This window comes from Vibrio pomeroyi (assembly GCA_041879425.1).
Classification (GTDB): Bacteria; Pseudomonadota; Gammaproteobacteria; order Enterobacterales; family Vibrionaceae; genus Vibrio; species Vibrio pomeroyi_A.
Window position 1 is genome coordinate 1,793,631 of sequence record CP090854.1, and the last position, 25,433, is coordinate 1,819,063.

The following is a 25,433-nucleotide window of genomic DNA, read 5'->3' on the forward strand; positions in this document are numbered from 1 at the left end:
CTCCTTATTGAGTGATGTTGGTTTGCTGTTTGTCTGTATTGCTAGGCGTTGCATCAAGCATGACCACCGCATCTTTAATGGCATCAGACACGCTTACCATCTCTTCCCCTCGGTAGAAGAGTTTGTACAACGCAGGCATAACGAACAGAGACAACACGGTTGCAGCCGCCAAGCCACCGATAATCGTCGCGGCCATTTGGTCAAACAGGAGATCCGTAAGTAGCGGGATCATGCCGAGTGCTGTTGTGAGTGCGCCCATTGAGATTGCCATAGTGCGGTTTACCGTCGCTTCTTTGATGGCATCCGACAGTGTGCGACCGTCTTTACGTTCAAGTTCGATCTGGTCCATCAGTACAATACCGTTTTTGATGATCATGCCTGTTAACGTGACTGCGCCGATCAATGCCATAAAGCCGAATGGTTTATCCAATAACAACAAGCTGAATGTCGCGCCCGTCGCCGCAAGCGGTAAAGTGGTGAGAATAATCACAGGTTGCTTAAAGCCGTTAAACATCGCGACCAGAATAACCACCATCAACAACATCGCTTTTGGCAGTTGTTTTAGGATGTCACTGACCGCTTTATGTTCGTCGTAATATTCGCCGCCCCATTCAAGGCTGTAGCCCGGTGGAAGCGCGATGGCTTCAATGTCGTCGATTACTGAGTTTCTAACGGCAGCAGGAGTGGTGTAACGGCCAACACCGGCTTGTGCAGTAATGGTTTTCACTCGGTCACGACGCCAAATCATAGTTTCTTCGCTTGTTAGTTCAAAACCATCCACCACTTGTCCTAAAGGCACGCTGTGTAAGCCCAATAGCGAACGAACAGGCAACGTTTCTAGTGATTCTAGGTTGCGATCTGTGCCTCGAAGTTGAATGGTGATCAGCTCATCGTTTAGGTTCATTCGACCCAGTGGCATGCCTTCAGAGGCGCGCTTCATTGCGAATGCGATGTCTGCTCGGTTAATACCAGCCTGACGAATTTTGTCTTGGTTGATGATGGGCTCAAGCACTTTGCTTTTTTGTCGCCAATCGTCGCGCACGTATTTGGTATCAGGGTGCGCTTTTAGGATGGCTTTCGCTTGGTTCGACAGATCATGCAGCACGGCAACATCTGGGCCTGAAAAGCGAGCTTCGACACTGAATTTATCTGAGGTCGCTAGTTTTAAACCTCGGAATCGCGGATTGGCGTCAGGAAACTCTTTCGCTAGCCACTTGTCACCACGAGCAATCAGTGTGCTGAGTGATGGATAATCAACAGCGTTAATCAAGATCTGACCATAAGCAGGGTCGAACGGTTCAGGCTCAATGGTTACCGAGAAACGCGGTGCGCCAGCGCCCACATAGGTTGAAATATTAGTCACTTCTGGCTGTTCAAGTAGCCATGCTTCAATGCGTTCAATGTCTTGTGAGGTTTGCTCTATCTTCGCTCCATTCGGTAGCCAGTAATCAAGGAACAAGATAGGGCGATCCGCTTGCGGGATGAAGTTGATCGCTATGTTCGGAATTGCAAACGCGGTGACCAGAATAAGTGGGACGAGTGCAGTCAACGCTTTGATTGGATTATCGACCGTCCAGTTGACGCTTTTACGGTACAAGCTTACTTTGGTGTCGGTGTTTTGTTTGGTTGGTTTGATGAACATCCAACACATAAGAGCAGTGAAGGTCATGGCTACAAACCAAGACAACAGTAGCGAAGATGCTATGATTAAAAACACTGAACTGGCAAATTCAGCGGCATCGGTTTGAGAGAAGATAACCGGACTTGCACCCATAATCGCAATCACTGTTGCGCCAAACAAGGGTGTCGCTGTCTCTTTCACAGAATCAATGGCTGCTGCAGTTCGGTCGATGCCTTTGTTGATCTTCACGATCATCATATCGGTGATCACAATTGCGTTATCAACTAACATGCCGAGCGCAAGGATAAACGTACCCAACGACACACGGTGCAAATCGATCGCCGCAATATTCATGTAAATTAGCGTGAGTAGAATCGTCAATAGCAGGCTTGAACCAACAATCGTTGCACTCTTTAGCCCCATGAAGATCGACAATACAACAAACACAATCGCGACACTTTCAAGCAGGTTGCTTACGAAGTTATCTATCGATTTCTGAACTTCTTCAGGTTGGTTGGCAACAGTCGCAACTTCAACACCTAAGGGCAGTGATGCTTGGAACTCGTCAACCACTCGATTGATGTCGTCACCCAGAGATACAACGTTCACGCCAGAGACTGGGCTCATTGCAAGAGTGACTGCTGGTACGCCGTTGTAGCGGTTTTCCGTCATCATTGGCTCTTGGTAACCCATGGTCACATCAGCAATGTCACCAAGTCGAATTAGACCCGTCCCTAAATCACTGACACCACCTTTGATCATCAGGTTGTTAATATCAGCGAGTGAAGTGAACTGGCTAGATTGCTGAACACGAATGCGCTCACTGTCTGCAGCAAATTTACCCGCATCAAATGTGGCGTTTTGTGTATTGAGTTGACTCCAAACCTGAGCCATCGACAAACCATACTGCGCTAAACGTTCGTCTGGAATATCGATATGTACGACGCGAGGTTGTACGCCATGCAGTTCTACTTTTTTAATGCCATCTACGGTTTTAATGCGACGTTGTAACTCTTCTGCATAAGTGCGTAGCTCTGAAGGAGAAGCGTCTTCACCGTACACAGAGAAAAGCATGCCGTACACTTCAGAAAACTCATCTTGCACAATGCTGATTTGTGCTGTGCTCGGTAGCAGCATTTTCATGTCTGATACTTTACGACGCAGTAAATCCCAATCTTGTGGCAGTTCTTTTGAGTTCAAAGATTCTTTTAAATCGACAAACACCATCGACATGCCCGGACGAGACAATGAGCGCAGGCGGTTTAAGTTCGCCATCTCTTGAAGCTTTGTTTCTACCGTATCTGTTACCTGTTGTTCCACTTCTTCGGCTGATGCGCCGGGGTAGAGCGTAACAACAACCGCCGTTTTGACAGTGAAGCTAGGGTCTTCGAGCTTACCGAGGTCAAAATAGGAGTACAGGCCAGCGATAATACTTAATACAGTGAAGAACAGGACGAAGGTTCGTTGCTTTATGGCAAAGTCAGCTAAGTTCATGGTGCGTACCTACAGATCTTTTACTTGGATTGATGAGAAATGTTGACCTTCTTGCACGTACTGCGCGCCACTCACCACCACATAGTCGCCATTGTGAAGTTCTGATTCGACACACGCGGTATTCTTACCGAATGAAGCGACATTGACGGGCACAGAGATGGCTTGCGAGTTTTTGATGGTGAATACCTGTTCGTTGCCTGACTGGTTAACGATGGAAGAATAAGGGAGGCAGAAATTGTCGCTGCTTTCACCCAGTTGTGTGGTGAGGGTAACCGCTTTGCCTGGTAACAAACTGAGCGTGTCACCATGTTCTAAATCGTCTAGACGATAGGTGACCGAATAGGTTTGTTTGATTGGGTGAGGGAGTGTAGAAATCTCAGTCGCATGACCAGTAATAGACTTCTTTGCGTGATACCAACTGATGGTGGCTTGTTGCTCGGCTTTGAATTGATGAATCAGGTTTTCAGGCACATCAATGGTCACCTCAAGCTGTTCTGGCTTGTGGATAGTGAAAACCGAAACACCCGGCAGCACTTGTTCGTATTGGTCGAAATTAGAAGAGGCAACCACACCATCGAATGGGGCAAGCAGACGAGTGTAGCGAACCGAGTCTTTTGCTCGGCGTATGTTTTGTTCAACCACTTTTACGGCAGCTTCGCTGCGTTCATAGCCGCTGATCGCTCGATCTAAGTTCACGTCCGCAATTGCATTGTCATCAATCGCTTGTTTTACGCGAGCTAATTCTGCTTTTGCGAGTTTATGTGCTGATTTGGCTTCTAACGCGCGTGCTTGTAACTCTTCTAACGCCACTTGGTAATCGTGTGGGTCTAACTGAGCAATCGCTTGACCCTTTTTCACGCTATCGCCAGTTTTGACTAACAATTCTTGAATGGTACCGGGAACACGAAAAGCCACACCTGCCGTTTCAACCGATTGAAGTTTGCCTGTGAAAGTTTTGCTGGCTTGTTGAGGTTTAGATTCAAGTTGTACGACTTGAATTGGACGCTCTGCCGTTACTTTAGATGAATCTGCAGTTGGCTCCATAGAAACAGACTGGTTGCAACCGATAAGAGGGAGAAGAGTGGCTGCGAGTAGAGAGTAGCGATAGATGGACATCATGAATTGCTCCTAAATATTGATGGAGCAATTCTATCGAGATGAAGACTAGAGATAATCAGTGCTAACGGTATAACACTGTCACACTATTCATGACAATAATTAGAGATTTGGCAATTCTTGTAATAAGAAATCAATCAATAATTGACTGGCATGGCTGAGTGCTTTGCGTTGTGGATACAACAACCAAGCTTCTTCTTGTTGCATGGTGTGATCAGGAAAAAGGTTGATCAGTGAGCCTTCTTTAAGCTCTTGTCTCACCATTAACTGAGGCAACAGGGCGATACCTCGATGACGGGTAGATGCGCCCTTCACAAAGCCAATACTGTCACTAACAATCGACGGTTCTACCTTTACAACTTGGCCTGATATTTCCCACTCTTTATCAACATCACCACTCGGCCAACGGAAACAAACAAACGGAAATTTAGACAGCTCTTCAAGCGTTGTAGGTTTACCTGATTTAGCAATGTATTCAGGGCTAGCAACGAAAATACGGCGCAAATCCATTACCTTACGCGCGACAACATTAGAATCTCTTAAACGACCACCATGCATCGCAAGATCTAATCCTTGGCGGTACATGTCGATAAAGCCGTTACTGATGCTGCGAATATCAAGTTCAATCTCTGGGTAAAGATCTTGGAATTTGAATAGGGTGGCTTGAACGATGTCACCAGTTTCAGGTAGCAAACCTATCTTGACTCGACCATGTGGCACTTCCAACAAGTTAGACGCCATGTGATTGGCCTTTTCAAGTGCGCTTAAGGCTTTCAATAGCTCGTTGTAATAGAGTTCGCCGGATTTTGTGACTGACAAACTGCGTGTTGTACGAAAGAACAACTGAATGTTCAAAGACTTCTCTAAGTCGTTGATACGGCGACTAACGTTCGCTCTTGGAAGGTCTAATGCATTCGCAGCGGCGGTAAAGCTACCAAGCTCGACCACGGTGGTGAACAATTTAAGATCTTCGATTTTCATTGAAAGGTCCTTCGAACACAGGCTAGGAATGTTTCGCGGTATCGTATATCAAATGGTATATAAAATCGAAAAAACCAATGAGTAAATACATACTCATTGGTTTTTATAGGACTTGAATCAAAAAGCGCGGGACTAGGTTAGACGGATACTTACAATTGATTGCAAAGTCTAGTTTTAACGGCCTCGGCCATCGACCATCACCACAATCGTTTTAGTGATAATGCTTAGGTCGGCAGCGATCCAAGATTTCATTGAACACAGGCTTAATGCGTAACTGTGGTCGAAACCAACTTTACGACGTACATCATCAATGCAGGTGTCGTAACCTTGATTCACTTGTGCAAGCCCTGTGATACCAGGCATTACACCATATGTACGGTCAGCAAAGTAAGGAATTTCGTTCTCTAGTTTGGTGTAAAAAGTAGGGCGTTCAGGGCGTGGGCCAATTAGAGACATTTCACCTTTCAATACATTGATCAGTTGTGGCAGCTCATCAAGACGTGTCTTTCTCAAAAAGCGGCCAACGGGTGTGATTCGTGGGTCATTCTCGGTAGCCCAAACTGCACCAGAGCGAGTTTCTGCATCTTCGTACATGCTACGGAACTTCATGATCTCAAAGATTTCCATTTTCTCCGGTGTTGATTTGCCTACACGCAGTTGACGGTAGAAAATAGGGCCACGAGAAGTGAGTGCAATCGCCATCGCAATCAACGGAAATACGGGTGCTAGCAAAATCAAAGCAATCAGTGAGCTTACGAAATCGAAAGTACGTTTAGCACGTGAGATTTTGTATTGGTATAGGTTTTGGGTAGATAGCTGTTCAATGTTCATCATAATAAGTCCTTAATGATTCGCTCGTGTCCAAGGTGAGTTTTCTAGTCCGATTAGGTAACGAATGCCACCAATGAAGTTGGCATAGTGTCCAACTATCAAATAAGAGATTAATGAAATAGGTTTGTTTACTAGACGCTTTGGCAAGATGCAGCCAAGTATGCCAATGGTATAAACAGCAACTTGAGCCCATAACAATGCTTCAAATAACCAGTAGTTGCTGAGTAAGATTGAGCACACTAAGCACACAATCATTAAATATGGAGTGAGTAGGCGCAGGCCTTTTCCTGAGAAGAACGCAAACGCGATGCCTTTGAACTTGGGGCTGAACAAGCCAAACAGTCGAATCGCTTGTTGCATGTTGCCCGCCGAAATACGAAGTCTTCTTTTGAAGTCTGTTTCTAGATTCGATGCCTCTAACTCTAATGCCACCATTTGGGTTTCATATTCTGCAATGTAACCTTGTTTAACGATTCGCATCGGCAAGATGAAATCATCATTGATGGTGTTGAGTGGAAGCAGTTCAAATAGGTGAGTTCTAAATAAGTAGAAAGCGCCATGAGAACCTAGGCTCGAACCTAATGAAGCCTCTGACTCTTTAACCGCGGTTTGATACTGCCAATAGGTGTTTTCACCTTCGTTGCCTGTTGGGCAAAGTTGGTACGTTGCGTTTACCACTCCAACCTTGTCACTTTCAAAGTGAGCGGCGGCAATAAGCAAGGCATCCAATGAAATAAGGGCAGATACATCACTCATCGCTGTAATGTCACTGGTTATACGTGTCACTTCTTCATTAACAACCGCGACTTTACCTCGGTTTACTTTATGGTCATGTATCTCAAAATAAACATCACTGCACATTGCTTCTTGGATGGTCATCTGAGCGATATCGACGGTTTTATCGGTACAGCCATCACAAGCGATGATCACTTCCAGCTTCTTCTTTGGATAATCTAACGAAGCGAGATTACGAATCTTGTCTGCTATCCATTGCTCCTCATTAAAGGCGGGAACAAGAATGGTGATAGTCGGTAACGTACAATCTTGCTGCTCATCTTTGTAACAACGATGGCTCTCTTCAACTTGACGTGCAGGGTGGCCTTTCGCATACCAACGCAGTAACAAAGGGTAGGCTGCGTGATGATAGACAATCAACGCACCTGAAAACAAACACAGTCCCGCAAGCAACCAATCAATCATGCGTAAGCTCCTTCTGAGATGTCGTTGTATGACGAAACCATTTTGATGATGTCGAAGTTCTCAAGAACGTAGTGTCGAGGTGATAAAAAGCGTTCATTTTGATTCTCTAACAAGGCATTGGCTAATCCTGTGATACTGCCTTTTTTAACGAGTGTTCCGCTGATAGGACACAAAGTTTCATCGACAGCACCAACGTCCATAGCGACGGTTGGAATATTGCACGCTTGAGCTTCGAGTGTAGAAAGCGGCAGCCCTTCATGACGTGAAGGTAGGCAGAAGGTATCCAACGATCCGTAAAACGTGGTCATGTCTTCAACTAGGCCAAGAAAGATGACTCGGTCACTCAGATTCAAGCGGTTAGTGAGTTGCTCTAGTTGATTGCGCTTCGTACCGCCGCCAGCAAATGCGACAACCATGTTTTTAGGTAGAAGAGTCAGTGCCTTAATGAGTTGATCTTGGCCTTTGACATGTTCTAGTCGACCTGCACAACCGATGATGTGTTTGTCTGTCGGCAGGTTTAGACTTGCTCTCGCCTGTTCTTTCGACATTGGCTTAAACTTCTTACAATCAACGCCATTTTTGATGGTAATGATGTTCTCATAAGAAAAAGCGGTGCGTAGTTGGTTATAAACACGTGTTGCGTCGGCGACTAACGTTGGTTGAGCGGCCTTTAAAGCAAGCGCTTGTAATCGACGACGTTTGTTGTTGTTCAGATGCCAAGCGTCATGTTCGGTATGGATTCGAGTTGGAACCCCTGTTACGCGAGCGGCATAACCAGCGTATAACAGTGGGCCAATATGGTGGGTATGAACCACATCAGGGCGAATCGCATTGAAGGCTTTAATTAGCTTAATAATGATGTTGAATTGTACGCCTGGTGCTTTATCCAAAAAGACGATCTGCTCTTTGTATGGCTCTAGTTTCGGCCAATTGTTGACCGACTCTTGTTTTGTACCTTCTAAACTGACAATCAATACTTGGTCTGTTGGCTTGGCAAGGCGCAGTAAATCCAGAGTTAGGGTTTCTAGCCCACCCGGCGCAAGGTGCTGAACAACGTGTATGATCTTTTTGCCATGCTTCGTTAAATGCGTATTCATAATTCGGACCCTGCCTTTATAATTCTTGTTTCGCCTTTCTGACGTTTATCTTTAAGTAACTTCTTTAAAACGTTTAACTACACAAGGAGATTGCAGGAGTTGTGCCAACTAAATAGCATCTAATTTTCAATTACTTACGACGTTTTGTCCTAGGGCGGCTTTCATTTCTCAAAATGGGAATCAAAACAAAATGCGATTGAATGGCAGTTTGAATCATAGGGCTTGGTTAAATCGAAATTGGCGTTAAAACTTAAGGCTGTATAAAAGAAAAACGCCAAGCGAGTGTTGGCGTTTAGTACTTGGAAGCTAGGAAGCACGAAGCTAGGAAATTAGAAAGCTGTGAAGCTAACAAGTCAAAATATGGCTTTGAGGCTGACTAACTAATTTTAGGGATAACGGTAATCACAGGAACACCCAAAATATCTTCGATGTCGTCTTTGCGTTTGATTGAAGAGTCAAACAGTTCGAACAACACAGCTAAGCCAGCACCCAATCCGATACCTGCAACGAATCCAGCCAGAATAAAGATAAAAGTCGGCATGTTAGATTTGATACTCGGTGTGAAAGGCAAATCAATAATCTTCACACGTTTGTTTTGTTCGAATACACCAAGCGAACCCGTTAGCTGAGCCATTTCATAACGCTCTGTCAGTTCATCATATAGTTGACGCTTGATTTCAACTTGACGTTTAAGGCGGTACATCTCTTTTGCATTTTCGCCGAAGTTATTCGCCTTGTGTTCTAATTCGAAAATCATAGTACGAAGACTTTTGGTCTCTTCAGTTAAAGACTCAAAGCGAGCACGAACCAGTTGTAGGCTGTGTAGTTGAGTGACCAAAAGAGGTTGGGTATCAGAAAGCTTGTTCAGTGTCGTGCTGCTTGCGATGTCCCAAAGCTGGTCGCTGTTCATCGTTGGCTGGGTTACGTCGAGCAAACTCTTTCGCTCATTTTCAAGTCTTTCTAGTTCTCGGACTTTAGCTTGTACAGCGCTGTGTTTGTCTGTGTATTTAGCTTGTAGCAAGGTAAGGTCGCTTCGAATGTCGATGATCTGGTCCTCTAATTTACCTATCACTGGGTTGGTTCTTGAAAGTTGTTGGTCGATTGACCCTAAGCTTTTTTCGACACCCGATAATTCAGCCTCTTTTTCCGCCAGTGTTTGTTTGAGTGATGCTAATCGATTCAAACTTTGGCTTTGTACCTCTGGCGTCGATTGCACGTTTTCGTTCATGTACAAGGCTAAAGCTTCTTCCGCTTCTTCAAGCTCGACACTCCGTTTGTCGATATGAATTTTTAAGAAGTTACTTGAGTCTTCAATCGATGAACGTTCCGGCGCGAGCAACTGTTCAATGAAATGTTCACTCACCGAGCGCAGCGTTGCTTCCATTCCTGTTGGTGTATTGGAGGTTAAGCTTATTTTTAGAAAATCTTTTCCAAGTTGAGTCACCGACAAACGCTGAGACAGGTCAGTAATGATCTCTTGTTTCTCAATTTCAGGCATATCTGGCGTGGTTAATTGCAGTTCATCAGCGACCGAGTAAAGCACATGTCGACTGTGAAGCAGTGTTCTCAATGCGTTAAGTCGGTCTTTTAGCATGGTCGAAACGGCGATGTCTTCCAAGAAGGGATTCATCTTGGCCGTTTCTTGAATCAACATACTAGTATGCGCGTCATATTTAGTCGGAGCCAACTTGCTCACACCAAAGCCTACAAACGGCAAAATAAGCATTGGCAGAACGATAACGTAGCGTTGGCGCCACATCGCATTGATGATGACCAATAAGCGCAATTTCAGATTATTCATAATAGCTCCAACATCCAATGTACGAAGTTACCACGGTTCTGCCAGCTGTCTTGTTCGACGACAGAGATAGGTGAATTGCTTAGCTGACGCGCATGATCAAGCGCCCAAATCATTTGGTTGGCACTGCCAACCGTGGTTACGTGCTCTTGGTATGGGAGCAAAGCAGGGAACGGTGTTGTGATAATTGGCGTGCCAGCCGCAAGGTATTCCATTAGTTTGAGTGGGCTGCAAGCTCGGATTTGCTCGTTATCAACAAACGGCAACAGGCTTACATCCCAGTGTTGAGAATAGCTTGGCAGCGTGTGGTGTGGACGTGGGCCAAGGTAATGTACGTTACTCAACTTAGGTAGCATAAGCGTATCAAGCTCGTTTGGGCCAATGAAAACAAAGTCCCATTCCGGCATCGCATTGGCAACATGATCAATCATTTCATAATCAAGCCATTTAGAAAGGCTGCCATAAAAACCCGCTATAGGGCGATGGTTACTCGGTAAATCTTTTGCTCTTGGTGCGGGTGTTGAAAATAGGTCTACGTCGACACCATGTGGTAGCAAGTGCGCTTTATGTTTTGGAAATTTATCCATCAATTTTTTGCTAGCTGCGAATATAAGAGTCGCCTTATCGATCAATTCCGATTCGTGCTGTGCAACGGTGTCATGGTCAACACCAGCCAGTGCGCTAAAATCATCGCCGCAGTAATAGACCACAGATGATTCGCCTAAGTGTCTGCACAAATCAACAGCTGTCGGAAGAGAAGTCCATAAGATAGGCGCGTTAAGATTTAGCTCCGCAATAACTGGCTTTAGTTGGTGCAGCATCATTTGCTGAGCCAACTTTCTAGAAAATTGAGAAGCAGGCGCAGGGATTGTCTTTAAGTTAACGATAGTAATATTATCGTGTCCCTCAGAGTCGAGCATGTTTTGAGTGACGGCTTTGGTCTTGCCAAACAATTTGTTGAACGCTCTTGCCGCATCTTTAGCGGACAGCTTCGGTTGTCTTAGGCCAATAGAGTTGATCCATAAGACTTTGTGTTGCTTAGCAAGGTGACGAACTAAATGTTGAGTCGATGAAGGCAGGCCACCAAAGTCTTCACCAAATACGATTAAATCACGCATGGTCACCTCCATGAGTCTCTAGTGAATCGAACACATCGGATTCTGTCACTTCAACGGATTTAATCTGACCGACAACTCGAGCTGGGTTACCACCTGCGATTGCAAAGGCAGGGATATTCTTTGTTACTACACTACCAGCAGCAATCACAGCGCCTTCACCAATGGTGACTCCGCCTTTTACCGTGACATTCGTACCAAGCCATACATCTTGTTCAAGAATGATATCGCCGATTTGCTGAGGGTCATCGCCTTCACCTAGTGCTCGGCGTTTTGCATCAAGTGGGTGTCCAGAGTATCCAAATAGGAACGCACCGCCTGCGATGCGTACATTGTCAGAGATAACCACTTTACCTCCAACGGCGATAGTCGACTGCCAACCGATGTCAACATTGTTACCAATCGACAATAATGGGTGTTCCAAGCCTTCAAGTGGTTGAGTACAACCAGAGAACGTAGTGTGGCCAGAGATACGGCAGTTGTCTCCAATCGAAATCTGTACAGGACCACTGACGAAAGGCAGACCACCATACAAATACAAGCGTTTACCACATTGAGCCACACGACCTTTGAAAGCCGGAGTCCAGTAGAAGAATCGCGTAAAGCCAGAAACCAAGTGCACCATTAGCTTATGCGCTTGATATAGGCAGCGATTAAGTATTTGAGGGGTAGGCAGCTCTGCGCTTCTGATGTTTTTCAAAATGAAAAAGACATTTCTAATTCGAGAATTAGGATGAAACTTAAGCCAATGTTTGAATTGGTGGATAGATACTGACGTCATAATGAAACTCCTTATGTATTGTTATATAGGAGTACTTTCATATACTGTGCCATAAACTAACTCACTATTTTTCAATGGGTTAAAATAAGGCTTTTAGATTTTCTCATTTTGACAAGCAGTTTGGGATACGTTGGAGACACATACAGTGAGTGCAGCGAGTATGTAAATGGGCCAGTTGAAACCCTGAGTTAGGAAGGTTCCCGACACAATAGTACCGATAAGCCCAGCGTAAACAGCGTAAGCCACAGCGTTAAGTTCTGGTGGCACGTGTGTCGTAGAATTTGAAAGCCTTTCGAGAGTTACGCGCGAAGTTTTGATCAATGAGACAATCAGAGTGACGAAAACAATCAGGCCGATAAAGCCCGTTTCAGCTAACACGCCAAACCAAGTACTGTGCACTGCGTGATTAAGACCGTCCCAATGAGAGCTGTAAAAGAAGTAGTTAGAGAAGAAGTTGTTTAGCCCAACACCAGTCAACGGGTTGTCTATCGCCATTTTTATTGCTGCTTCCCATGCGTAGATCCTACCCATGGCAGATTCATCGATGCCTTGCTCTGCGGCGCCGCCAGATGCTCGATCGGAGATTCCCGCAACCAAATAAAGCACAACGGCAGCAACTGAACCTAACGAAATTAACAAGACTTTAGAACGAACCAACTTCCACGCAAAGATGCCAATTACAGCGATACACCCCAATAATCCACCACGACTTTGAGTCGCAATGATAGCGGCAAGCAACAAAACGCAAACTAACGCGCTGATAATTCGTTTGAAATAGGAAATGCCGGGGGTACTCGCTTGGCTAATTGTGAAGGCGAGTGGGAACATAAGCACGAGTGACAGATCGTTCGGGTCACCGAGCATAGAGCCAAAGTCTCGTCCTATGGTGACCCTTGAACCTTCGACCAATCCAATACCGTTTATGGAGTTGTAGACCGCAATCGCACTGACCAAAGCTCCGGCGTAAATGATAGTCATCGCTGTTTTCGCCAAGTTCTCTGTGGTATTCACGAGCCAAGCAATTGCGAGGGTCATGACAATAATCTTCCAATAAACCCCCGTGAATTCTGCTAATGCGATAGGTCTATTAGAGGCAAAGACAACCCCTATGGTGGTTAAGACCCAGAATATCGCGAGCCAATTGAATGAATGGTGCCAAAAGATCTTTAGTTCTTTACTGATCAGTGAATGCCATAAAAGAGCGGACAAAGCGCCCATCGACAATAGTAAAGGTATTTTAAGTGGATAAAGTTGTGGTAGCGCCTCATGAATCCGAAAGAAAGAAAACACCACAAACAAAAGTACAAACCAAAATGCTTTGTTGATAACGAACAGGGCACCTAAGGGAATGAAAGCAAGGACAATAACAACAACTGGGTGAGGGACCAGATACCAAGCAACGCCAATAATCAGGCTCAAGAAAGAGAGTCCGACAATTAACGGTGTTCGATTCACTTGGTCTCGCATTGTATTTTCCTTCACCTAGCTAACTTCCAACTAAATAAAGTAATAGCAAGGTGAATGCCAGATACGAACTTAATTTAAATGTTTGTATTTATTGTGTTTTTTAAAGTGGGCAATGGCTGGTTTAACCGTTGTTCAAAATGAGAATCAAATTGGCAGCTGCATTAATTAAAGTTTATTCACAGAGGTATGCGAAGTTGAAGACGTTTAGTTACCGTAGCACGCCAATATTTGTGGAATGACAGCTTGGGGGGAGTAGTGTTCAATAATCGTGTTTCTAGCCTTTTGGCTCATGGCGTATTTTTCTTGGCTAGAAAGGGCAAGCCATTCAAGTAAATATGTTTGCAGTTGTGTTTCGCTTTGTGCGATATAGCCGCCGGTTTGGTGTTCAATCAACTGTGGGAGATTGCCAACATTTGTTGCGATAACAGGTATTCCACGCACCATAGCTTCGAGCGCTGCCATGGGTAACCCTTCGTATCTGGATGGAACAACCAAAACGTCAATGGTTTGCCACGCGCTGCTCATGTTGGTTTGGTGACCATGAAACGTGAGATTTTTTTGATTACTGCTTTCTAACGCTTGCCTCTCCGGGCCATCACCAAATAGATGGAAATGCTGAGCTGGGTTAGCTTGAGCAAGCGTAACAAATCGGTCTGGCGCCTTTTCATGACTTAAGCGACCAACAAATCCAATGTGATGAGTCGAATCTGGCATCTGAGTTTCGTCAGAAACGTTAGGTGAAGGTGAATGCTCAGGAATCGCGATGAAGTTGTTGAGTAGGGTGCTTTTCGAAGGGAGCTTCTCTTTAATTTTGTCGCTTACCACCAATGAATGATCAGAAATCACGCTCGTGTAGCGGTCTAAAAAGTCATAGAACCACACTTTTCCAGTTGGAGTTTCGCCTGCGTGATAAGTTGTTATTTGTCGTGGCTTATCTGAACTACTCGTTGTTAACTTGGCTAGCTTAGCGAAAATACTCGCTTTGTAGCCATGAGCATGGATGTGTGATGGTTGGAATTGAGTAATAGCCAGTTTCAGTTGTGACAAGGCATTACCCTGACTTGGTGCGATGTCGCTGAGATGACAAAAAGGAAGTTTAAGTTGAGTCAAACGAGTGATGATAGGGGGAAGAGGTTCGAACTTGGTAAGAAGTATCACTCGTGCTTTACGTTGATGCTCAATCAAGCCTAACGCTAACTCAATGACATGAGTTTCGATTCCTCCAAAGGTTTGGCTGTCGATTAACAGCCAAATCTCTTGAGGCTCAGGATTTGCCAACTCCTGAGCCTCAAGAGAATGGTTTTGATTAAGCTCTTCGAGGTTAGGCTTGATTGTACTCATCTTCCGATTCCCAAGCCTGTTTCTTACGATAAACCGTAGAAGGGCTGAGCTCCAATAACACGGCGGCATTCAACACGTTACCATCGCAATGGTTAATAGCATGTTGAATGGCTTCACGTTCAATCTGCCACATTGGACGAATAGCACCTTCGATGGTTGTGAACGCAGGTGTCATTGGTTCGCTTTGCACTTGAGGTGCTGGTGTCTGTTCCAGCTCTTCAGGTGTAATAGGCGGCAGTTTAGTTTCGGCTACAGGATCAGGGACGTTAACAGCTACTGGCGCGACGTTTCTAATTGGTGTCACACTCTTTGGCTTTGTGCTTTCCGCTTTATTAATTGGCGGGGGCAGCATGTCTTTGGTTACGCTCGTTTCATTGTTCAACACCACGATGTTACGGATGATGTTTTGCAACTGGCGCACGTTGCCTGGCCACGTGTAACGTTTAAATAGGTTCTGCGTTTCTTTGTCTATTGATTTGAACTTCTTCTTGTCTTGCTTCGCGTACAGCTTCAAGAAGTGATTGCATAGAGTGACAATGTCACTTCCTCGTTCACGGAGCGGTGGCATCTCGATAGGCACGACGTGAACACGATAGTAAAGATCTTCTCTAAACCGTCCTTCTTCTACCTCAACCAGTGGGTCGCGGTTAGTTGCGCAGATAATTCTGACATCCACTTTAATCTCGCGGTTACCACCAAGTGGAGTAAACGTACCGGTTTGTAAGAATCTGAGAAGCTTCTTCTGCATCTCCAGTTCCATTTCACAAAGTTCATCGAGAAACAGTGTACCGCCATGCGCTTGCATCGCTGCGCCTTTGCGGTCGGTTGTCGCGCCGGTAAACGCGCCTTTAACGTGACCGAAGATTTCACTCTCCATTAGATCTCGAGGGATTGCGCCACAGTTAATAGCCACGAAAGGTTTACCATTCCGCTGACTCTCTTGGTGAATCGCTTCCGCACACACTTCTTTACCGGTACCGCTTTCGCCGTTAATAAACACGCTAGCAGTGGTTGGCGCTACCGAATCAATGATCTTGTAAACCGCCTGCATGGGTAGGCAAGAGCCGATGAAATTATGGAAGCGGTCACGATCGAACTTGCTTTGCATGTTATCGACAAGATTTTCGAGTTTCGCTCTCTTTAGATGTAAGCGAACAGATGTCTTGAGTCGATCAGCTTGAATGGGTTTCTCTAAGAAGTCTTCCGCACCGCGCTGGATAAGGTCTACAGCAATGTTTACTGAGCCATGCGCTGTCGCGATGATAACTGCGGTCGGTATTTCGTTGGCAGTAATCCAATCTAAGACTTCTTCGCCTGGCATGTCGGGCAGCTTAAGGTCGAGAATAACAAGCTGTGGAGAGTGCCTTTCAATGAAGGTCTTCGCTTCCGCGCCTGTTTCGACGTGGAAAATATCATAGGGCTCGTCTTTAACGTACTGTTTGTACAGTACGGCGAGGGAGGTGGAGTCTTCAACTAACAATACTTTAGGGCGCATTGTGTATTCCTTTTGAAACTTTATCCTAACCAATCAATAACATAGTGACATGCAACCATCAATACGATTTGAATGTAATTGTTATCTACCGCATGCAATCTCTTAATATCGATTTGTGTTGTGGGAGTGCGCAGTAAATAGATACATAAGTAGTGAAAAAACGATCAGCTGAATCCCACTTCTTTTCGTTCAAGTAGGGCTTCGATTGAGCGGTCTGCAAGTTCGAGCAACTCATCAATTCGCAGAAACGCTTCGTCATGTTGCTGCTCTAAACATTGTTGCTCTAAAGCACGTGATAACTCGCCCAATGGGCGGTTACCTAGCGAAAGCGCAGTGCTGCCGAGAGTATGTACTTCAAACTCGAGTGTTTGAGCATCTCGATTGCTTGTTGCTTCTCTGATCGCCACCAAACGAGTTTGTGATTCTGCCACGTAATGGTCGATTAATATGGGGATGATGTCCGCACTGGTGTCTCGAATCATTTGTTCCAGAACGCTTTCATCAACAAGCTCGAGGTCTACTTGGTTAGTTACATTTTGAGGTGTGTCTGACGTTAAAGTCGAATTCATCAAACGAAGTCCTTTTGTTAAGTCGTAATCCAATACGTCTGCTTGAGCTTAATATTCATTGGTACTATTAAGTTTTAGTCATTTTCTAGAATAATTTCAACTGCTTGCCTTAAAAACTATGGTATTAAATCGTGTTGAGGGACGTTTTTGAACAATCAAACTATGGATGTAACAAGTTGATTTCATGTGTTTTTACTTATGAAATATGCACTTAAGTGTCTAACAAACGAATGGTAAAGCGAAGCGGCCTTAGAAAAGGCTGAACAAAACAAAAGGCCACTGCATCAAATCAATACAGTGGCCTAGGTTAAGTTTGTAAGTAGTACGTTGTTAAGCTAACAGTTGAATCTTGCTTAACTAAAGTAAAACAGTGTTTAAGCTAAGAGGCTTTATCAATCTTTGGCTTTGGGGAAGGTTCTACATCTTCCTCGCTATTTTCAGAGAAGATATCGGCTACAGCACTTCTCTCAAGTTCACCTTTAAGGTTACCTTCCTCATCCACAACAGGAAGAGAGTAGTCACAAGACATGGTGTCTGGCAGTACTTCTTCAATCACTGCATCAGGGAGAACCGCTGGCACTTCTTCGTAAATCTCTTCACTGAAATCATGCACTGAGGAATCTTCAATCGCATCTTGCAGGCTTTCTTGGGTCACTAAGCCCTGATAGCCGTCATCGGTCACGTGATAAGCGTAATCGTTTTTCAGCATCTTCATCTGAGCAAGAGCACCTTCAATGGTTTCCGAAGTAATGCGGTATAGAGGAGGCTGCATCACTGTTTCTACAGTCAATGCTCGGGCACGGTTAACGTCTTTTACAAACGCTTCGACGTAATCATCGGCAGGGTTCAACAAAATCTCATGTGGCGTGCCTTGTTGTACTAACTCACCGTCTTTGAGGATTGCGATTCTGTCACCCAAACGTAGAGCTTCGTCCAAGTCATGGGTGATAAAAACAATCGTCTTATGAAGCTTTTCTTGAAGCTCGATAAGTTGATCCTGCATTTCACTACGAATCAAAGGATCGAGAGCCGAGAAGGCTTCATCCATCAGCAAGATTTCGGCGTTAGTACACAGAGCGCGTGATAAGCCGACACGTTGTTGTTGACCGCCAGACAGTTGAGCAGGGTATTGATTTCCGTAACCTTTCAAACCTACAGTTTCTAACCACTCGTTGGCTTTCGCTAAACGATCTTCTTTCTTGATGCCTTGAACTTCTAACCCGTATGCGACATTTTCAACCACAGTTCGATGGGGCATTAGGCCAAAGCGCTGGAATACCATCGACATTTTATGACGACGGAACTCTTCCAATTCCTTAGTGTTGAGGCTCATTACATCAATGCCTTCAACTGTGATCTTGCCTTCGGTTGGGTCAATCAAACGGTTGAAGTGTCGAATCAAGGTCGACTTACCAGAACCTGAAAGCCCCATGATAACGAAGATTTCGCCACGATTGATTTCGAGGTTAATCTCTTTCAAACCTACAGTATGGCCAGTATCTGCAAGAATCTCGTCTTTGTGTTCACCGTTCTTAACTCTGTTCATCACCGACTGCGGCTTAGGGCCAAACACTTTAAACAGGCCACTAATTTCGATTAATGGTTTAGTCATGTTTGAATCCTCCTAGGTGCGCATTGGTTCTTCGCGCATAAGCCTGTGAAGCTCGGTCGAATAGAATCGCGAGGGCAACAATGGCAAAACCGTTCATTAAGCCCAATGTGAAGTATTGGTTGGTAATGGATTTAAGAACCGGTTGGCCTAAGCCTTTAACACCAATCATAGACGCAATAACCACCATCGACAGTGCCATCATGATAGTTTGGTTGATGCCCGCCATAATCGTTGGCATGGCTAGCGGTAATTGAACACCCCACAAACGCTGTTTCTTGCTCGCGCCAAATGCGGTTGCCGCTTCTAGCACTTCTTTATCAACCAAGCGGATGCCTAAGTTAGTTAGACGAATTACAGGAGGGATTGCGTAGATAACAACAGCGATTAGACCTGGGATTTTACCGATACCAAGCAGCATAACCACTGGGATCAGGTAAACGAATGCAGGCATGGTCTGCATGATATCGAGTAACGGTGTCACGACGGATTGCACACGATTAGAACGCGCCATCGCAATACCAATCGGGATACCTAGGAAAATCGAAACTAAGGTACACACAGTGATGATACTGAGTGTCCGCATTGTATCTTCCCACATTCCAAAGTAACCAATGAGAAGCAGTGAAACGACACAACCTAATGCCAGTTTCCATGATCGGCTCGCGGCGTATACCAAGGCAGTACACACACCAAGAACGATCAGCCACGGAGTAGAAATGAGGAGTTTTTCAAACCAAACAAGGAAAGAGAGAAGAGGGTCAAATAATGATTCAATCGTTTCGCCGTATTCACGGGAAAATTCGCGGTAAGCACCATCTAGCGCTTTTTTTATTGCTCGTAAATCAGAGCGTTCCATCTCTGGAAAGCTTGATAACCAATTGCTGTCGGCCATTTTATATCCTTATAGTTCGGAGCGGCTTGTCCTTAATATTCACTGAATATGAGTAAGAACAAGGCTCCGAATTATGAATAACATCAAGTATAGCGACGTTATTTCCGTTTTAGTGAAATCTAGTTTTTGCTGAAATATAGCTAGTCTTTAAATCTAGCAATTACAGCTCAGCTTCGATTTTCTTAGCGACTTCGTCTGAAACCCATGGGTGCCATACTTCTGGGAATTCGCTTAAGAAATGTATACTCGCTTCTTCACCATCGGCTTGGTTGTCTTCCATCCAAGCAAGAAGTGCGTTCATTTTGTCGTTGGTGAAACCACGTTTTGTAAAGTAGTCATACGCTTCCGGTGCGCGTGACGCGAAACTTTCAGTGGTAATAGTGTGGACAGGTGAAGGCGGGTACATGGTCGCTTTTGGTGATTCACAGCCTTCTTGAGTCGTACAGTTGATGAACTCTTCTTTATCAACGCCACTGCCAAAGTCGACTTTAACCATGTCGTACTTACCAAGAACCGCAGTCGGTGCCCAGTAGTAACCAAACCAAGCTTCTTCACGTTCGTAAGCTTTCGCGATAGAACCAGATAAACCGGCACTCGAGCCTGGATCAACAATAGTAAAGCCACTGTCTTCTAGGTTAAGTGCGTCAAACAAGTTAGCGGCACTGATTTGACAGTTCCAACCTGCTGGGCAGCTGTAAAATGCGGATGTATCTGGGTCTTCAGGGTGCTTAAACAAAGAGGCGTTTTTACGTACACCTTCAATGGTTGCCATTTCTGGGTTTTGTTTAACGAGGTAGGCTGGAACCCAAAAACCTTCTTCACCACCATTCACAAGTGCTTTACCTGCGTAGCGAAGACGTTTCTCTTCAACACCTTTATCAAGGGCATCTTTTAGGCTGTTACTCCAAAGTTCTGGTGCAACATCCGGTTGACCTTTCTCAATCATCGACGTACCAGTTGGCATTGTGTCGCCAGGGATAAGTTCAGCATCACAACCGTATCCGTGTTCTAGGATAAATTGGTCAATGTTGGCGATTAAAGTTGCAGAGTTCCAGTTCATGTCTGCGATTGTTACGCTGCCACATTCTCCAGCGTTAGCATGACCACTGGCTGCTGCAACTAACAAAAATACGGAGCTTAACTTGTATTTCATATTGAGTTTCCTTTCTCTTTAATAATACAACCAAGCTAATCAAGGTCTGTTGACTAACTAAATTGCTCGATGGTGATCCTTTCCGTGTATTTGAACCATTTGAGCAGAAGGAGGGATGGCGGGAGTATGAGTAGGTAAACCAACAAAGCATAAAGTGTGATTTGCTTGATTTATCCCCTGTGTTTCACAGCCATCGGATAACTTTGTCAAACTATTACAAATTCGTCAAAAACCACCTCTATTTATAATCTTAGGGAATAATCGTACGAATTCCATCTTTGATGCGATTTACATGGCGCTTTAACTGTCTGTGTCACATTACCGCGAAAGTTAGGCGTAGGGCTGTTGATCTTTGAAGGGAATTGAAGGTGGTAAGCCCATAGTCGGCGTGTGTGAAATGCGTTGAATGTTCTGAAAAATCTTATTTTTAGCATTAATTTCGTCAAAAATAACAAACTAAGATTTATTCAGATAGAGTGGGGATTGCTTCTAAAGCTAACCAGAGTAGAGGCTGTCACTTTTAAAATGACAGCGGGCATACCGTGTAGGAGATGCTACATAGGTAGATTCAAAAACTCATTTTGATAAAGCTTGTTGGCTAAGCGGTCACGAAGCTTAGACGGAAGAAACTTCATTCGATTGATTTGTCTAATCAGCTCTTGAGCGAAGCTTGGGTTGCCCTTCATGTTCATTACACAACCCATCAGTGAGATGCTTTGTGCATCGAGAAGCTTCTTGGCTTGCTCTAGGTGATGACTCGACGTTTCACCATAAGCAACGACAAGTAACGCACAATCACACGCGCTTGCAACAGATTGAGCAGGAATATTGCCTTTGTTGATATTAAGCAGCGGTGATGTATCAATCACTACACGGTCGTATTTGTTTAACCACTGCGTCACGGCTTGTTTAAGGGTCGCTGGATCTTTGTAAGCAAGTTGGGTTGATGCAACTTGCGGAGCAGGGACACCAATAAACATTCGCTGAGACTCTACGTGCTCAATGAGCTGCGTTGTGTGTTCTTCTTCAAACATGTGCAAGTTCTTAAACGCAGAGTTGAATAGGTTAAGGTCTACATACAAGGTAGAGTGACCTGCTAACAAGAAGCGCTCGGCCAATGCTGTTGCGATAGATGTTACGCCGTCACCAGAATGGCAAGCGGTCACACAGATTGACCGTTGTCCATTCAGTTCAGAAGCTAAGTACAGTTGTTCAACTTCGGCATGCGTTGCTGAAATAGTCATTATAACGCTCCTATTAACACGATGGTGGTGGTAATACGTAGGATGTCATCCAAGCCAACACGGGCTTTCTCGATAAAGCTTTCACGACGGTCTGGAATGTAAATCGTATCACCAGCACGCAGCACTGGTAGGTTGTAGATGTTCGCCGTTTTACTGAACTCAACAAGGTCGAAGGTACGAGCTTGGCCTTGGCAACAAGACATGTTCACAATAGTAATCTTCTCTACGTAAGCATTGTCAGTAGGGCCTGCCGCTTCTGCCAAGATATCTAAGATGGTCATGTTGTCGTTAAACACATAACGACCTGGATTGTTGATTGCGCCCAGTACTCGAACCGTCTCTTCTTTGGGTGTATCTAACCAGTTTTTGCCTTTCTCAGGGATGTAGATGGTGTCGCCGGTGGTAACGTTTGGCAGCAATGATTCATCACCTGTTTCGAAGTACAGTGACAGGTTTAACTTACTCACTTGAGAGTAGGTTTTATCACGGTGTGTCACACGTACATTGTGTATGTCGGCATCTTTGGTTGGACCATCGGCTGCAGATAAGATATCTAGAAAGTGCATATCTTTGGTGAAGCGGTAACGACCGGGGGCATTCACTTGTCCGAAGATGTAAATCGAAGCATCAGAGCTTTGACGAACCCACTGTGATTTATTGTCCGAAGGATCTTGTGGTAAGTCGTGAACACGCACAATAGAACCCGCGCGAATTTGAGGCATTTGGTCTCTTGGCGCACCATTACGGATAAAATCATCTAGGTTAAACACGACTAGCTTTCTACCCGTCACAACTTCAATTTTAGAGGTGTCAGCACGTAGCGTAGGGCCACCAACGTGAGCGAGTAATCCCATGAAGTTCATTTCATCTGACCATTCAATACGACCAGGTCGGTTCACCTCACCAATTACATTTACTGCTCTGTCTGGCGTAATCTTCAACCAAGACTTCTCATTCATGTCGGTTTTCTCTGGAACGAAAATAGCATCGCCAGCTTTGATGCTCGGTGGGTTAGAGTTAGGTAAGCCTTCTGTATAAGCCGCTAAATCAAACTTAAGCACTCTGCCATCCGCTTTGATTACTCGAATTTGTCGTGACTCTGCGAATCGAGTTGGGCCGCCTGCATTCGCAAGGATATCCATGAAGGTCGCATCGCGTTTGCCTTCGAAAGCGCCGGGAGCGGCGACTTCACCCATTACGTAGACCATATTCGCACCCGATTTAATCTCTTCTTCTTGTTTCGGAACAAAAATGGTTGAGCCGGGTTGCAGAGCGGGCAACAAGCTTTCATCCCCAGAATCTAGGTAGCGCTTAAGGTTGAACAGAGTGGGTGTGTTGTTTGAAATTACTCGAATTTGCTCGACGCTGGCATAACGGGTTACGCCTCCAGAGCGCATCAGTACATCAACTAGGTCAGTGTTTTCTTTGTAAGTAAACGAGCCGGGTGCGTTCACCTCGCCAAACACCTTGATGGCGTTGCGCGAATCCGCACTGTCACCAGAGTTAGCAAGCTTTGCTGCATCAAACTCTTGTTCGATATTACCAACAAGTGGGGAAGCTGGAACAAATAAAGAATCTAGCGATTGCAGTGTCGGTAGGTTAGCTTCGTCACCGGAATCTAGAAAACGTTTGTAGTTGAACTCTTTTTTGTCGGCACCACGTTTTAAGATCAGTTTGTCGAGCTGTGCGCCCGGACGTAAACCGCCAGCTGCATACAGCGCCATTTGGATACTAGAGCCCAATGCAAGCGTGTATTCACCCGGTTGTTCTACATAGCCTTGAACATAAATGATGATTTGCTGCTCTTTCACATACACAGATGCGTTAGAAAGATCTTTATAAGCAGTAGACAGAGCCTCTAGGACAACTTTGTTCAACTGCTCAGTGTCGTAACCTGCAACGAATACCGTTCCCACTTCTGGAAGAGTGATACGTCCACGTTTATCGACTTGAAAGCCTGTGTTTAGGCTGCTTTCGCCGGGAACATTAACTTGGATCAGGTCACCGACTTGCACAGCGTCTGAAAACTCGTCATTAGCTTGAACAAAACTCGCAAAGAAAAGAGAAAATGTGATGAACAATGTGATTAGTGTTTTCATAGTGCACCTCCCATCTTCGCTGCGTTCTTGGGCGAGATAATTTCAATGCTCACTCGGCGGTTAGTTAGTAGAGTACCTGCGGTTTCACCCTCAAAAAGCGGTACCGTTTCACCCACAGACACAGCCTTGATTCGTTGTGGACTAAGGCCAAAGATGGTGAGGTAACGTTCGACCTGTTTTGCTCGTCCAAGTGCTAACTTATCGTTGTACTCTTCAGTGCCTGTCGCATCTGCGTGTCCAGTAACAATTAAGTCTAACGATTTGTTTTCTTTTAGAATGTAAGACGCCTCAGCCAGTTTCCCCATGTACTTAGGGTTCACTTCGGTAGAGTCTTGCGCGAATTGATTATCAACGTTTAACAAGTCATACAGCTGTTCAATCACAGACAACTGCATACGGAATTGGTTTTCATTTTTAGGCGGTTCGCAGCGAGCTTGCGAAGTAACATAGTCGAGTTGGACTTCAAGTTCGTTAAGACGTTTTCTTTGGATAACAAGGTCGTTGGCGGCATCCAGAAACAGACCACCTTGTAGCTCGCGAGCAATACGATTTTGCTTTTCTATGGCTTGAACAACGGCAGCAGGGAAGCACCAGCGCGCACCTTCTTGGATTAAGGCATCTAAATGTAGTTTTGCTAGTTGCCAATCAAAACGTAGTCCGTGTTCAGGACCAAGCGGCTCATCGGGCATGACAGGAGAGAAGTCAGAGTTCTGATAGTTAATCGAGTCGTAACTTTCCGCTAAACCTCCGGTGCCTTGTTCTGGGTAACTTGTGCAACCCAGAACTAGGACAGACAGAGAAAGGGCTATGTAGTTTTTAAGTTTTTTCATGCCAACGTCCTTTGTTTTTTCTTTTTATTATTATTTTTAGTTACTTCTAGCTTAGTGGATCTTCATGAATTGGTAGGATTTTTTGAGTTAACAGGGATAGCGTGGCCAATACGCAGTAGATTCATAATTTCTAGTGGCTGACCTGATACGTTTTCCAAGCGCATATTTCTTTCACGTTCAGTTAGGCGTTTGAACATATAAACAATCGCGCCTACACCTGAAGAGTCCAAAAACTGCACTTCACTGAAATCGACTTCGATCTCTTGGTGACCATCATTTGAAATCACATCGTCAATGTCTGTCTGTGCATCGCGGCTACCCGCTGCGTCTAAATCACCGAAAATAGAAAGGGTCAGCGTTGTTGTGTTTAGGTCAATTTTGCGTAATTCCATAATGATATCTCCTTGAGTGCATGAGTTTAGAATTGCACTGAATGTGCCAACTTTTATGTTGTTTATTTTCAATTAGTTAGAGTTTTTCTTTGGGTGGGTGTCATATTGAGAAACGCCACTTCTCAATATGAGAAGTAAAAATGAATGAATTTTTGAGAGTCACAATTGATTGATATTGCGAATGAAACGTTAAGTTAAATAAGACTGAAGATTGGATCGCATCTCTAAGGAAATCTCACGTACCGTAATTCGAGACCACATAGGATAAAAATACTTGAAGGAAAAAGTACTCGAGTAAATAGCAG

20 protein-coding genes are annotated in these 25,433 nt (G+C 44.8%); all 20 read right to left on the reverse strand.

The annotated features are described in order from the left end of the window. Window positions 1–4: 4 nt before the first annotated feature. The 20 genes from L0992_08165 to L0992_08260 all read right to left on the reverse strand — a co-directional run bounded on the left by L0992_08165 (window position 5) and on the right by L0992_08260 (window position 25,128). Window positions 5–3,115, reverse strand: coding sequence for an efflux RND transporter permease subunit (locus L0992_08165; protein ID XGB68644.1), 3,111 nt, complete (start codon window positions 3,113–3,115; stop codon window positions 5–7). A 9-nt stretch (window positions 3,116–3,124) separates the two neighbouring features. Beyond that, window positions 3,125–4,234: an efflux RND transporter periplasmic adaptor subunit gene (locus L0992_08170; GenBank protein XGB68645.1), complete on the reverse strand. Its 1,110-nt coding sequence runs from the start codon at window positions 4,232–4,234 to the stop codon at window positions 3,125–3,127. A 99-nt stretch (window positions 4,235–4,333) separates the two neighbouring features. Beyond that, a complete protein-coding gene (locus tag L0992_08175; GenBank protein XGB68646.1) occupies window positions 4,334–5,212 on the reverse strand; it encodes a LysR family transcriptional regulator in 879 nt (292 codons plus the stop codon). Window positions 5,213–5,386: 174 nt separating this feature from the next. Then, window positions 5,387–6,046 carry a sugar transferase gene (locus tag L0992_08180; GenBank protein XGB68647.1) on the reverse strand — a complete coding sequence of 220 codons (660 nt, stop codon included), beginning with the start codon at window positions 6,044–6,046 and terminating at the stop codon, window positions 5,387–5,389. A gap of 9 nt (window positions 6,047–6,055) precedes the next feature. Beyond that, window positions 6,056–7,243, reverse strand: coding sequence for a glycosyltransferase family 2 protein (locus tag L0992_08185; protein XGB68648.1), 1,188 nt, complete (start codon window positions 7,241–7,243; stop codon window positions 6,056–6,058). Then, window positions 7,240–8,340: a glycosyltransferase gene (locus tag L0992_08190; protein ID XGB68649.1), complete on the reverse strand. Its 1,101-nt coding sequence runs from the start codon at window positions 8,338–8,340 to the stop codon at window positions 7,240–7,242. Before L0992_08190 ends, L0992_08185 begins: the two co-directional genes overlap by 4 nt. A gap of 376 nt (window positions 8,341–8,716) precedes the next feature. Further along, complete coding sequence (locus L0992_08195) at window positions 8,717–10,141, reverse strand: Wzz/FepE/Etk N-terminal domain-containing protein (GenBank protein ID XGB68650.1); 1,425 nt, start codon at window positions 10,139–10,141, stop codon at window positions 8,717–8,719. After that, window positions 10,138–11,256, reverse strand: a complete 1,119-nt coding sequence (locus tag L0992_08200) for a glycosyltransferase (protein ID XGB68651.1) — start codon at window positions 11,254–11,256, stop codon at window positions 10,138–10,140. The genes L0992_08195 and L0992_08200 overlap by 4 nt, the downstream gene beginning before the upstream one ends. Beyond that, window positions 11,249–12,034 carry an acyltransferase gene (locus L0992_08205; GenBank protein ID XGB68652.1) on the reverse strand — a complete coding sequence of 262 codons (786 nt, stop codon included), beginning with the start codon at window positions 12,032–12,034 and terminating at the stop codon, window positions 11,249–11,251. Before L0992_08205 ends, L0992_08200 begins: the two co-directional genes overlap by 8 nt. 93 nt (window positions 12,035–12,127) lie before the next feature. Next, window positions 12,128–13,501, reverse strand: coding sequence for an O-antigen ligase family protein (locus L0992_08210; GenBank protein XGB68653.1), 1,374 nt, complete (start codon window positions 13,499–13,501; stop codon window positions 12,128–12,130). 204 nt (window positions 13,502–13,705) lie between these two features. Beyond that, complete coding sequence (locus L0992_08215; GenBank protein ID XGB65713.1) at window positions 13,706–14,842, reverse strand: glycosyltransferase family 4 protein; 1,137 nt, start codon at window positions 14,840–14,842, stop codon at window positions 13,706–13,708. Then, the gene (locus tag L0992_08220) at window positions 14,823–16,337 is read right to left on the reverse strand and encodes a sigma-54 dependent transcriptional regulator (GenBank protein ID XGB65714.1); all 1,515 of its coding nucleotides are present in this window, start codon (window positions 16,335–16,337) and stop codon (window positions 14,823–14,825) included. Before L0992_08220 ends, L0992_08215 begins: the two co-directional genes overlap by 20 nt. Window positions 16,338–16,501: 164 nt before the next feature. Continuing rightward, window positions 16,502–16,906, reverse strand: coding sequence for an Hpt domain-containing protein (locus L0992_08225; protein XGB65715.1), 405 nt, complete (start codon window positions 16,904–16,906; stop codon window positions 16,502–16,504). Window positions 16,907–17,285: 379 nt separating this feature from the next. Beyond that, window positions 17,286–18,518 (reverse strand): glycine betaine/L-proline ABC transporter ATP-binding protein, encoded by a 1,233-nt coding sequence (locus tag L0992_08230; GenBank protein ID XGB65716.1) that lies wholly within the window; start codon window positions 18,516–18,518, stop codon window positions 17,286–17,288. Next, window positions 18,511–19,410 carry a proline/glycine betaine ABC transporter permease gene (locus tag L0992_08235; protein XGB65717.1) on the reverse strand — a complete coding sequence of 300 codons (900 nt, stop codon included), beginning with the start codon at window positions 19,408–19,410 and terminating at the stop codon, window positions 18,511–18,513. The genes L0992_08230 and L0992_08235 overlap by 8 nt, the downstream gene beginning before the upstream one ends. A gap of 160 nt (window positions 19,411–19,570) precedes the next feature. Continuing rightward, window positions 19,571–20,563, reverse strand: coding sequence for an ABC transporter substrate-binding protein (locus L0992_08240; protein XGB65718.1), 993 nt, complete (start codon window positions 20,561–20,563; stop codon window positions 19,571–19,573). Between the two features lie 554 nt (window positions 20,564–21,117). Next, complete coding sequence (locus L0992_08245) at window positions 21,118–21,807, reverse strand: chromosome partitioning protein ParA (protein ID XGB65719.1); 690 nt, start codon at window positions 21,805–21,807, stop codon at window positions 21,118–21,120. Next, the gene (locus L0992_08250) at window positions 21,807–23,906 is read right to left on the reverse strand and encodes an SLBB domain-containing protein (GenBank protein ID XGB65720.1); all 2,100 of its coding nucleotides are present in this window, start codon (window positions 23,904–23,906) and stop codon (window positions 21,807–21,809) included. Before L0992_08250 ends, L0992_08245 begins: the two co-directional genes overlap by 1 nt. Beyond that, window positions 23,903–24,736 carry an OmpA family protein gene (locus L0992_08255; protein ID XGB65721.1) on the reverse strand — a complete coding sequence of 278 codons (834 nt, stop codon included), beginning with the start codon at window positions 24,734–24,736 and terminating at the stop codon, window positions 23,903–23,905. Before L0992_08255 ends, L0992_08250 begins: the two co-directional genes overlap by 4 nt. Window positions 24,737–24,798: 62 nt before the next feature. After that, entirely contained in the window at window positions 24,799–25,128 is a 330-nt protein-coding gene (locus L0992_08260) for an STAS domain-containing protein (protein ID XGB65722.1), read from the reverse strand. Window positions 25,129–25,433: the final 305 nt, after the last annotated feature.